General features: G+C 68.5%; 12 protein-coding genes. 2 read left to right on the forward strand and 10 right to left on the reverse strand.

Going from position 1 to position 10,424, the window contains the following annotated elements:
• Positions 1–9 precede the first annotated feature (9 nt).
• From ACTHL9_RS12590 to paaA, 7 genes are read right to left on the reverse strand one after another with little or no spacing between them, the layout of a single operon-like run.
• Positions 10–1,416 (reverse strand): glutamate decarboxylase, encoded by a 1,407-nt coding sequence (locus ACTHL9_RS12590; RefSeq protein WP_440519527.1) that lies wholly within the window; start codon positions 1,414–1,416, stop codon positions 10–12.
• Positions 1,417–1,425: 9 nt separating this feature from the next.
• Positions 1,426–2,208, reverse strand: coding sequence for an enoyl-CoA hydratase/isomerase family protein (locus ACTHL9_RS12595; protein ID WP_440519529.1), 783 nt, complete (start codon positions 2,206–2,208; stop codon positions 1,426–1,428).
• Between the two features lie 8 nt (positions 2,209–2,216).
• Entirely contained in the window at positions 2,217–3,392 is a 1,176-nt protein-coding gene (gene paaE / locus ACTHL9_RS12600) for a 1,2-phenylacetyl-CoA epoxidase subunit PaaE (RefSeq protein WP_440519531.1), read from the reverse strand.
• Between the two features lie 4 nt (positions 3,393–3,396).
• Positions 3,397–3,891, reverse strand: coding sequence for a 1,2-phenylacetyl-CoA epoxidase subunit PaaD (paaD, locus tag ACTHL9_RS12605; protein WP_440519533.1), 495 nt, complete (start codon positions 3,889–3,891; stop codon positions 3,397–3,399).
• The gene (paaC, locus tag ACTHL9_RS12610; RefSeq protein ID WP_440519535.1) at positions 3,885–4,742 is read right to left on the reverse strand and encodes a 1,2-phenylacetyl-CoA epoxidase subunit PaaC; all 858 of its coding nucleotides are present in this window, start codon (positions 4,740–4,742) and stop codon (positions 3,885–3,887) included. The genes paaD and paaC overlap by 7 nt, the downstream gene beginning before the upstream one ends.
• A complete protein-coding gene (gene paaB / locus ACTHL9_RS12615; protein WP_138417835.1) occupies positions 4,739–5,032 on the reverse strand; it encodes a 1,2-phenylacetyl-CoA epoxidase subunit PaaB in 294 nt (97 codons plus the stop codon). Before paaB ends, paaC begins: the two co-directional genes overlap by 4 nt.
• On the reverse strand, positions 5,032–6,027 hold the full coding sequence (gene paaA / locus ACTHL9_RS12620) for a 1,2-phenylacetyl-CoA epoxidase subunit PaaA (RefSeq protein WP_440519536.1): 996 nt from the start codon (positions 6,025–6,027) through the stop codon (positions 5,032–5,034). Before paaA ends, paaB begins: the two co-directional genes overlap by 1 nt.
• Positions 6,028–6,131: 104 nt before the next feature.
• Between paaA and lepB the strand changes: the two genes are divergently transcribed.
• Both lepB and ACTHL9_RS12630 read left to right on the forward strand, forming a co-directional pair.
• Complete coding sequence (gene lepB, locus ACTHL9_RS12625; protein WP_440519537.1) at positions 6,132–6,842, forward strand: signal peptidase I; 711 nt, start codon at positions 6,132–6,134, stop codon at positions 6,840–6,842.
• A gap of 4 nt (positions 6,843–6,846) precedes the next feature.
• Entirely contained in the window at positions 6,847–7,539 is a 693-nt protein-coding gene (locus ACTHL9_RS12630; protein ID WP_440519539.1) for an arsenate reductase/protein-tyrosine-phosphatase family protein, read from the forward strand.
• Here the strand turns inward: ACTHL9_RS12630 and ACTHL9_RS12635 are convergent.
• The 3 genes from ACTHL9_RS12635 to ACTHL9_RS12645 all read right to left on the reverse strand — a co-directional run.
• On the reverse strand, positions 7,470–8,930 hold the full coding sequence (locus ACTHL9_RS12635; RefSeq protein ID WP_440519541.1) for a polysaccharide biosynthesis tyrosine autokinase: 1,461 nt from the start codon (positions 8,928–8,930) through the stop codon (positions 7,470–7,472). The two genes, ACTHL9_RS12630 and ACTHL9_RS12635, sit on opposite strands and share 70 nt — an antisense overlap.
• An 87-nt stretch (positions 8,931–9,017) precedes the next feature.
• Entirely contained in the window at positions 9,018–10,205 is a 1,188-nt protein-coding gene (locus ACTHL9_RS12640; RefSeq protein ID WP_440519543.1) for an ATP-binding protein, read from the reverse strand.
• Positions 10,202–10,424, reverse strand: a 223-nt coding sequence (locus ACTHL9_RS12645) for a PqqD family protein (RefSeq protein ID WP_440519544.1), incomplete at its 5' end; no start/stop codon positions are given. The genes ACTHL9_RS12640 and ACTHL9_RS12645, both read right to left, overlap by 4 nt.

Here is a 10,424-nt window from a genome sequence, read left to right on the forward strand (position 1 = left end):
CGCGACCAGCTAGTGATGGAAGGCTGGCGCATGCCCCGGGTCAGGAAACGGAGCATCTGCCGAGTCCAAGAACTCCACCGCTTCCCGCAGATCCTCCAAGAAGCTCGCCGCGAGATCGCGGGTAAAGCCATTGCGCACCACGATGCGCTGCACGGTGAGGTTCTCGAGCCCCGCCGGCATCGGATAGGCCGGGACCAGCCACCCAGCCATCCGCAGCCGGTCCGAGAGGTGATGCAGATTCCACTTGTCCGTGTGGCCGACGCGAAGACTCCAGGCGAAGACGGGGATGTCCGACCCGTCGTTCCAGAGCTCGAATTCCTCCATCGCCCCGATCTCGCGAGCCAGATACTCGGCCACATTCCGGCAGGCCGCGTGGACGGCTCGGTAGCCCTCGACGCCGAGGCGCAGGAACAGGTAGTACTGGAGGAGCACCTGAGCGCCCGGGCGGGAGAAGTTGAGGGCGAACGTCGGCATGTCGCCCCCGAGATAGCTCACGTGGAACACAAGATCCTCCGGGAGCGCCTTCGCGTCCCGCCACACGACCCACCCGAGGCCGGGATAGACGAGGCCGTACTTGTGTCCCGATGTGTTGATCGAGACGATCCGAGGCAGCCTGAAGTCCCAGACGAGGTCGGGCTGCAGGAACGGCGCAATCATGGCACCGGACGCGCCGTCCACGTGGATCGGCACGTCGAGCCCCGTCGAGGCCTGGATGGCATCCAAAGCCTCTGAGATCTCCTGCACTGGCTCGTACATTCCCGTATACGTGACGCCCAGGATGGCGACGATGCCGATGGTGTTCTCGTCGACATAGTCCTCGAGCCCGTGCCCGTCGAGCACGCGGTGCTCCTCTGAGATCGGCACGTAACGCGCCTCGACCTCGAAGTAGTTGCAGAACTTCTCCCAGCACACCTGCACGGCCGAGCTCATGACGAGGTTCGGGCGGTCGGCAGGCTTTCCCGCCGAGCGCCGGGCATGCTGCCAGCGACGCTTGAGCGCGAGACCCGCCAGCATGCACGCTTCGGAGGAGCCGACAGTCGACGTGCCGATGGTGTTGGCGGGATCGGGCGCATTCCACAGGTCCGCAAGCATCCGCCAGCAGCGGTGCTCGATCTCCGCGGTCTTGGGATACTCGTCCCGATCGATCATGTTCTTGTCGACGGTCTCGGCGTGGAGCTTGCCGGCCTCGGGCTCCATCCACGTGCCCACGAAGGTCGCGAGGTTGAGCCGGGCGTTGCCGTCGAGCATCGCTTCATCATGGACGATCTGATAGGCGGTCGAGGGCAGCGATTCACCCTCGGGGACCGTAAAGCGCGGGAAGACCGTGGCCTCCCCCGGTCGGCTGAAGAGAGGATTCAGCTCTAGGTTGGTCGAGGATTGGCTGCGGTGTTGAGACGCTCTGCGAGGTGCCGGCACACGCTCAGGCTACCGCCCTGAAAACTCCGGCTTCCGCTTCTCCTGGAAGGCCTTGAACCCCTCGCGGTAGTCGTCCGACTCGCACAGGGCCGCCTGAGCCTTGTTCTCGGCGTCCATCGACTCCCAGAGCCCCAGTCGCCGGTCCCGGACCTGAGCGACGAGCTCCTTCGAGGCCACGAACGCCCCCGTGGCCCCGTGGGCGACGCGCTCCACCATCTCACGAGTCCGATCGAGCAGCTCGTCGACCGGGAAGGCCCTGCTGAAGAGCCCCGACCGCACGGCCTCGGCTCCGCTCATGAGATCGCCGGTGTAGATGAGGTCAAGCGTCCGGTGCATGCCGAGCCGCTCCGTGAAGTACCAGTGGCCCCCGGAGTCGAGGGTGGCGCCGAGGTTGGCGAACGGCGAGCCGACCTTCGCGTTCTCGGCCACATACACGACGTCGGTCGCGAGCAGGAGCCCGAGGCCCACCCCGAGCGTCGCCCCCTGGGCGGCCGCGAACGTCGGCGCCGGGAACGCGGCCATCTTCTGCATGAGCGGCGTGACGAGGCCTCCGAGGTACCCGAGCACGTCGTCGTCGGCCGGGTTGACCCCGGAGATGTCCCGACCCGCGCAGAAGGCTCGCCCCACGCCGCGCAGGAGCAGGGCCCGCACCTCGCCGCGGGAGGCGGCGGCAGCGGCGTCGTCGTACGCCTGCGACAGCTGGGCGAGCGCCGCGGCGTCGACGGCGTTGAGCTTGCCGGGGGCGTCCAGAACCACTTCGGCGACGCCGTCGGACATGGTGAGCGAGATCAATTCAGCTCCTACGCATCGAAGTCAACGGACACGGCGTCCGAGGTGGGACGCGACTGGCAGGTCAGGACGTACCCGCGCTCAATCTCATCGGGTTCGAGAGCGTAGTTCTCCGCCATATCGACCGTCCCCTTGACCAGTTTCGCGCGACAGGTGCCGCACACGCCCCCGGCGCAGGCGAACGGAACATCGGGACGCACGCGCAGGGCGGCGTTGAGGATCGTCTCGTTCGCGGCAGCAGGGCTCTTGACGACTCCGGAGAGCCCGTCGAGCCGGAACTCGATGTCGAAGCTCTTGCCGCCGTCGTCCTCGATCACCGGCCGGCCGATGTTGCCTTCGAGGTTCGTCGGGGTGCCCGTGGTGAAGAGCTCGAAGCGCACCCTCTCCGGCTCGACGCCGCGCGCCGAGAGAGTATCCCGCACGAGCTGGACGAGTTCGAATGGGCCGCAGAGGAACCACTCGTCGACGTCGTCGGCGTGGATCACGGTGTTGAGCAGGGTGGTGAGCTTCTCGGCGTCGACCCGGCCCGAGAGCAGCGGCGAGATGCGCTGCTCGCGCGAGAGCACGTGGTGGAGCGCGAAGCGGGACGGGTACTTGTCCTTAAGGTCCGCGAGTTCCTCGACGAACATGACGTCCATCGCGGCCTTGTTGGCGTAGATGAGGTCGAAGCGCACGTTCTCGTTGGCGGCGAGCACGGTCTTCGCAATCGCGATGACGGGCGTGATCCCCGACCCGGCCGCGACGGCGACAAACGTGTGCTCGTCCTCGGTGTCGATGCTCGACGGGTCATTGAGGCCGGTCATCCTGTGCTTCGAGATGAACGCCCCGGCCGGGCTCATGACATCGAGGGTGACGCCCGGTTCGAGATTCTCGTTGGCCCACGTGGAGAACAGGCCTCCAAGGTCCTTCTTGATCGCGACCCGGATCTCGCTGCTGCCGTCCTCGAACCGCTGCGGCGGCGCACAGATCGAGTAGCTGCGGCGGATGTCCTGATCCAGAACGTGCGCGCGGAGGGCCACGTACTGGCCGGGAATGTAGTCGTACTCATCGGCGAGCCCGGGCGGAACGGCGAACGTCACTTCGATCGCGTCGTTGGTCAGGCGCCGCACCTCGCTCACCTCGAGCGGGTGGAACGAGGCACGACGGCGGCCGGTCGCCTCAGTGTCTTCGGTCAGCTGGTCTGTCATCTGTCTACAGCACCTTGAAGTAGTCGAAGGGTTCCCGGCAGTCCTGGCACACATAGAGCGCCTTGCACGAGGTCGAGCCGAAACGGGAGAGCTCCCGGGTGTTGAGCGAGTGGCAGCGTGGGCACTTCACGGCGAGGCCGAGACGGATGGGGCCGGCGGCAGCGCGGCCCGTGGGAGGCGCGATGCCGTACTCGGTGAGCTTGGCCTTGCCCTCATCCGTCATCCAGTCGGTGGTCCAAGCGGGTGACAGCACCAGGTCGACCTTGACCTTCTCGTACCCCGCCTCGCCGAAGACGCGCTGGAGGTCGTCCTTGATGGCGTCCATCGCGGGGCAGCCCGAATACGTCGGCGTGATGGTCAACCGGACCGTCCCGTCCGCGTCGAGGTGACCGCCGCGGAGGATTCCCAGATCACGGATGCTCAGGACCGGGATCTCGGGGTCGTTGACCGTGGCTGCGAGCTCAAGGATCTCGCTGTCGAGGGTGCCGGTGGCTACCATGTCGCGCCCGGATGCTTGCGGGCGAGCACCTGCAGCTCGGAGAGCAGGTAGCCGAGGTGCTCCGTGTGCTCGCCTCGGCGGCCGCCGCCGCTGGCGCGGGGAACGGTCGGCAGCGTCAGCGTGGCCTCGTCGAGCACCGCCGCGATCTCGGCATCGAACTCGGCGCGGAGCGATGAAGGCAGCACGCCGACCGCGCCGATCCTCTCGGTGAGCGCGTCGTCGTCGAACAGCTCGTCGACGTAGGGCCACATGAGCTCGAGCGCCGCCTGCATGCGGCGGTGGGACTCCTCGGTCCCGTCGCCCAGCCGGAGCGTCCACTGGATCGCGTGGTCGCGGTGGTAGTCGACCTCCTTGAGCGCCTTCGCCGAAATGGCCGCGATCGTGGCGTCCGTGGAGTTCACGAGCCGCGAGTAGAGGAGGCGCTGGAAGATCGAGACGACGAGCTGGCGCGCGATCGTCACCCCGAAGTCCCCGTTGGGCTGCTCGAAGATCCACGCGGAGCGGAACTCGTCCTCTTCGCGCCAGTAGGCAAGGTCGTCCTCCGTCTTGTCCCACGCATGGCCGGCATAGGTGAGGAAGGACCGCGCGTGGCCCAGCAGGTCGAGGGCGATGTTGCCGAGCGCGATGTCCTCCTCGATCTCCGGGCCCCGCGAGATCCAATGCCCCAGGCGCTGGGCCAGAATCAGAGAGTCGTCGCCCAGACGCAGGGCGTACTGCGCGACGTCCTCGCTGGGCCGGTCCGCCTGCAGCGCGATGTCCTCGGGCCGCAGGGCGTTGCCCGGGGTGACGCGGGTAGCGGACGCTGCGGCATCGCCGAAGCTGTCGAGGGAGTGGTCCTGGTGGGTACTCACAGGTGCTTCACGCCCTCGCTCTTGGTGTAGTACGTCGCGTGGCGGTAGTCCTTCCCCTGAGGCGATTCGAAGAACGAGCCCTTCGCGTCAGGGTCGGAGGCGGTGATGGCGTCCGAGGGGACCACCCAGATCGAGACGCCCTCGTTGCGACGCGTGTAGAGGTCGCGCGCGTTGCGCAGCGCCATCTCAGCGTCGGGCGCGTGCAGCGAACCGGCGTGCACGTGCGAGAGCCCGCGGCTCGACCGCACGAAGACCTCCCAGAGGGGCCAGATGTTCGGCTGATTGCTCATCAGGCGGCGCCTGCCTTCCGCTTGTCGTTCTGCTTCTGGGCGTATGCGCGCGCTGCTTCGCGCACCCACGCCCCGTTCTCGTGCGCCTCTCGACGGCGCTCCAGGCGCTGGGCGTTGCACGGGCCGCGGCCCGCGATCACGTCCTTGAACTCCTGCCAGTCGAGCTCCATGTGGATCCACTTGCCCGTCTCCTCGTCGAAGCGGAGCTCGGGGTCGGGGAGCGTGAGGCCGAGGACCTTGACCTGCTCGGCGATCATCCCGACGAAGCGCTGGCGCAGTTCGTCGTTGGAGAAGCGCTTGATGTTCCATGCCATGGACTGCTTCGAGTTCGGCGAGTCGTCATCGGGCGGCCCGAACATCATGAGCGCGGGGGCGTAGAAGCGGTTGACGGCATCCTGCGCCATCTGCTTCTGCGCGGGCGTTCCGTGGGAGAGCTCGAGGAGGATCTCGAAGCCCTGCCGCTGGTGGAACGACTCCTCCTTGCAGATGCGCACCATCGCGCGTCCGTAGGGGCCGTAGCTTGCCCGGCACAGCGGGACCTGGTTCGCGATCGCCGCGCCGTCCACGAGCCAGCCGATCGCCCCCATATCCGCCCAGCTGCGGGCCGGATAGTTGAAGATCGACGAGTACTTCGCCTTGCCGTCGAGGAGCTGCTGATTAAGGACGTCCCGTGGGGTGCCCAGCGTCTCCGCTGCCGAGTAGAGGTACAGTCCGTGCCCGGCCTCATCCTGCACCTTTGCCATGAGGATGGACTTTCGCTTGAGGCTCGGCGCCCGCGTGATCCAGTTGGCCTCAGGCTGCATGCCAATGATCTCGGAGTGCGCGTGCTGTGAGATCTGGCGGGTGAGGGTCTTGCGGTACGCCTCCGGCATCCAGTCTGTGGGCTCGATTCGAGAGTCTTCGGCGATGATGCGGTCAAAATACGACTGGCCCGCCGCGTCCTCCTCAGACACGGGGGCGCTTGCGGGCACCGGCTGCAAAGCCGCAGCTGCCATGGCTCCTCCTCAATAAATTACCGACCGTTCGTTCAGAATATGCGGGAGCCATTACTGGCGTCAAGCCATCTCAGTGCTCCGGACCCGCTGTTAGCGTCCGCTGCATGAGCCCCCGCTTCCGCCGCCGACTGCCCGCGTGGGCAGCCTTCGCCCTCAACCTTCTCGCCGCGTTCGTGGTCGCGGGCCTGATTCAGTCGTTCGTCCTCAAGCTCTACCGCGTGCCGTCCGGCTCCATGGAGCCAACCCTCCAAGGCAGCGCGAACGACGGCGACCGCATCCTCGTCAACCGACTCGCCTACCTGGGCGGGTCGCCGCAGGCCGGCGACGTCGTCGTCTTCTCCCGCCCACCCACGTGGCGGCCGGGCGCAACGGACGACGACGGCGGGCCGGGTTCCGCGGTCCGTGCCTTCGGCGACCTGACGGGGATCGGCCAGGGGAGCGAGCTCTACCTCGTGAAGCGGGTCGCGGCGCGCGGCGGGCAGACGATCGCCTGCTGCGACGGGCAGGGGCGCGTGCAGCGGAACGGAGTCGCGATCGACGAGCCCTATGTCACGAAGGACCTGCCCTTCGAACCCGGGCGCCTCGACTGCGCCACCGCAATCCGCTCGTCCCGCTGCTTCGGCCCGTTCACGGTGCCCGACGGCGAGCTGGTGGTCCTCGGCGACCATCGGTCCGCCTCGGCAGACTCGGTCATTGCCTGCCGCGCGGCGGCACCAGTCGCTGAACAGTGCCTGCGGACCGTTCCCCTCGGGGCGGTGGTGGGAAGGGTCGAGGCACGCATCTGGCCGCTCGGGCGCATCGGTCTGTTAGCGTGATCCGATGATCGTCGGAACCCCCTTCCGCATCCTCACGGTCTGCACCGGCAACGTGTGCCGCTCTCCCCTCGCGGAGCGGCTCCTCCAGTCCGGCCTCGACGAGGCCGCGCCAGGCGCGTTCAGCGTCTCGAGCGCCGGAGTCCGGGCCCTCGTGGGGCAGCCGGCCCAGTCCGGATCTGCCGAGATCGCGCAGCGGCTCGGAACGAGCCTCGAGACGTTCACCGCGCGGCAGCTCACCGAGCGCCTCGTCGCCGACGCCGACCTCATCCTCGTTCTGGCCGAGGCACACAGGGCGCCGCTCCTCGCCCTCGCACCTTCCGCGCTCAAGCGGACGTTCACACTCCGGGAATTCGCCCGGATCGTCGAACTGCTCCCCGGTCCCACGACCCGGGAGACAGTTCAGGAGACGTGGCACCGCTACGTGGCCGACGGCGACCGCATCCGCCACCGAGCGCGTGGCGACAACGACGTGACCGATCCCTACGGGCTCGACGCAGCCGCCTATGAGCAGATGGCCCGCGAAATCACTCCCGCCGTGAGCACCCTCATCAGCGCGGCCGAGCCGCGGCGACGGCGGCGCCCCTCCGAAGCCGGCAGCAGGGCCGATCTCCGGGAAGCCGAGCGCCGTCAGCTGGCCGAGCGACGGCCCCTCAATGCGGGGACCGGCTCGGGCGCGTCCTCGGGCTTGCTCGAGTAGGTGCCGTAATAGCCGTAGCTGTACGTGTCCGGGCCCTTCGTCGGGACGCAGTTGAGGATCACGCCGAGCACCCGGCCGCGGACGCGGTCGAGATTCCCAAGGGCCCGTTGCAGGTGGTCGGTCGTCGTCTTGCGCGCTCGCGCCACCACGAGCGTGCCATCCGCGGCGCGCGAGAGGACGGCGGCGTCCGTGACGGGCAGAAGGGGCGGCGTGTCGATCAGCACCACGGCCCGGCGCGAGAGATCTGCGAGCAGGTGCTGCATGGCCCGCGATCCAAGGAGCTCCGAGGGGTTGGGAGGGATTCGGCCGGCACCGAGAACCTTGAGGTGCGGCATCGGCCCCCACGGCTGGAGCACATCGTCCAGCGCAGCCCGACCTGTCAGCACGTCAGTGACGCCTACCTCGCCCGCGACGCCGAACACCTTGTGCACGGTGGGGCGGCGCAGATCGGCGTCTACCACGATCACTTCCTCGCCCGCGGCGGCGATGGTCGCGGCGAGGTTCCCGAGCACCGTGGATTTGCCCTCGGAAGGCAGCGAACTCGTCACGAGCAGGATCCGCGGCGGGTTGTCCACGTCGATGAAGTGCAGGTTGGTGCGCAGTTCGCGGAGCGCCTCCCCCATCGCGTGGCCCGCCCCGGCACCCGAGACGTCCAAGATGCGGGTCGAGTTCAGAAGCCTCTTGTCCCGCGGGAGCGTCCCCACGACAGGAACCCGGAAGCGGCGCTCCACATCGCCAGTTCCGCGGATCCGCCGGTCCAGGTGGTTGCGGACGAGGGCATAGACGAGGCCGAGCAGGAGGCCTCCGGCGGCAGAGACACCGAGGGCGAGTTTGAGGTTCGGCGAGACCGGCGCCCCGGGGACGACCGCCTTCGCGAGCGGAACGACCTTCGTGGCCGGCTCCTGGCCCGGGGACGAGGTGGACTTCTCGAGCTCGTAGATCTGAGCGGCGAGCGCAGTGACCCACGCATCCGCGACGTCCTTGGCCCGCACGGGGTCCGAAGCGGTGGCCGTCACCTGGATTTCCGGCGAGTCGACGGGGACGACCACTCGAACGGTCCCCGCGATCGCCGGTGCGGAGACATCGAGCCGGAGTGCCTTCACCACGCGGTCCGCGACGACCACGGAGTCGCCGAGGGACTTGTAGCTCTTCGCCTTGGACTTCGAGAGATTGTCCCCCGCGAGGGAGAGGTTGAGGTTCTCCGAGCCTCCGGTCAGGACGATCCCGTTGGATTCGGCCTCGTAGACCCGTGGCTGCATCAGGTACCACCCGTAGCCTGCGGCCGTCGCGGCCGCGATGAAGAGCAGAATCCCGAGCCAGTACGCGCGCACTACCAAGAGATAGTCGGCGAGCGTCAGGCCGCGCTCTTCCGTGGCGTTGTCATGCAGCAAACTTGCCGTCCTCCCCCAAAATCAGGCCCACCATCACGCCGCGTCACGGCATTCGTTGTACGGACAGTATCGCGACGCCCGGACCACTTAGAGGCGCGCAAGCACTCCGTGGCCCTCAAGCTCAGTGATGGCCCGTTCGAGCAGGTCCGCGTAGCCGTCCGGAAGCCCAATCTCGGGCGCAATGCGCTCCGCGAGGCCCGCGAAGTCGGCCGGGGCCGCGAGCGCTCGCCAGATCGCAGGCGCCACGCCGGAGAGCCGCACGACCCGTTGATCCACCATGACCAGGAGCTCGCCTTCGCCGGGCTCTCGCCCCACAAGCTCGACCGCATCGACCACCTCGGCGCGCCGCAGCGGCCCGACCGAGGCTGGCTCACGCACCGCTGGCCCGTCGTCGAGCGCAGGCCCGTCGTCGAGCGCTGGCCCGTCGTCGAGCGCTGGCCGCCAGCCGCCGTCGACCGCCGCGCGGGCCAGAAAGTCTGGCAGGAGCCCGGCCAGGTCGGCCGCCTCTCGGTACGTCACCCGCAGGGCGCCGCCGCACGCGTCCAGCACGGAGCAGAGCCACTGAAGGGGCCGCTGCACCTGGGCGAGCGAGGACGTCTGCGGTGCGAGCTCGATGATCGCCTCGGCGTGGCCCACCGCCTCCACGCACGGTCCCGACGCGCTCGCCGAGCGGTCCAAGAGGACGACGGCGGCAAGGGTCGCCTCGGATGGGGCGCCGCGCAGGCCCAGATCGTCCGGACCGATCTGGCGCTTTGGGGCCGGGGGCGGGTCGGTGATGACGGAGAGCGGCTTCGGATACGGAGCGAGGAGCCCCGATCGCTCGAGGCCGACCGTCTCGTCGCTCACGTAGCCGAGCGCAGTCGCGAGAGTCTTGGTCGCCGTCGTCTTCCCCACGCCCGAGCGCCCTACGAGCGCGACGGTCCGCCCGGTCTGGGAGTCTGCCAATCCCGACGCGTGCAGCATCAGCAGGTCGCCGGCGCGTGCCTCGATCGCACAGACCGTGACGGCACTGGTGAGCTCGGACGCGAAATGGCCGAACGTCTCCCCTGCCACCCGAGCAGTGCCGCGCGCGGTGACGACGCGAGCCGAGAAGGGGGCAACGCCGTCGTCCGCGCTCTCGGGCAGGTCTCCGAGAAGCAGGTCCCCGAGGCGTGCGTCTTCGGGAAGGAGGCACCGCGACCACACGCGCCGCAGCTGGTCGCCGACCTCGTCGGTGATGCCAGCGTCGAAGAGGACTGCCACGCGCGCGCCGAGCACCCGAAGGTCCAGCCTCACTCGACTGCCTCCGCGAGGCCCTGCTCTTCGAGCTGGGAGAGGAACGCGCGCGCCTGGGCTGCGATGGCGGGATCCTCTCCGTAGATCCGCTGAAGCTCGCCGAGGATCTCGGCTTCGGTACGGGTGCCGTCGACGAGGGACCAGAACACGGCCGCGGAGTCGACGAGAACCACAGGGCGGCGGCGCTCGAGGCTCAAGAGCGCGACTCGCTGGCCGTCG

The sequence above is a fragment of the Sinomonas sp. genome (assembly GCF_051955515.1).
In the GTDB taxonomy this organism is placed as follows: Bacteria; Actinomycetota; Actinomycetes; order Actinomycetales; family Micrococcaceae; genus Sinomonas.

Bases quoted from the DNA above. Each gene is read 5' to 3' on its own strand.
- paaD (WP_440519533.1), bottom strand. From the start codon at position 3,891: ATGGTAGCCACCGGCACCCTCGACAGCGAGATCCTTGAGCTCGCAGCC.
- paaB (WP_138417835.1), bottom strand. From the start codon at position 5,032: ATGAGCAATCAGCCGAACATCTGGCCCCTCTGGGAGGTCTTCGTGCGG.
- paaE (WP_440519531.1), bottom strand. From the start codon at position 3,392: ATGACAGACCAGCTGACCGAAGACACTGAGGCGACCGGCCGCCGTCGT.
- paaA (WP_440519536.1), bottom strand. From the start codon at position 6,027: ATGGCAGCTGCGGCTTTGCAGCCGGTGCCCGCAAGCGCCCCCGTGTCT.
- lepB (WP_440519537.1), top strand. From the start codon at position 6,132: ATGAGCCCCCGCTTCCGCCGCCGACTGCCCGCGTGGGCAGCCTTCGCC.
- ACTHL9_RS12630 (WP_440519539.1), top strand. From the start codon at position 6,847: ATGATCGTCGGAACCCCCTTCCGCATCCTCACGGTCTGCACCGGCAAC.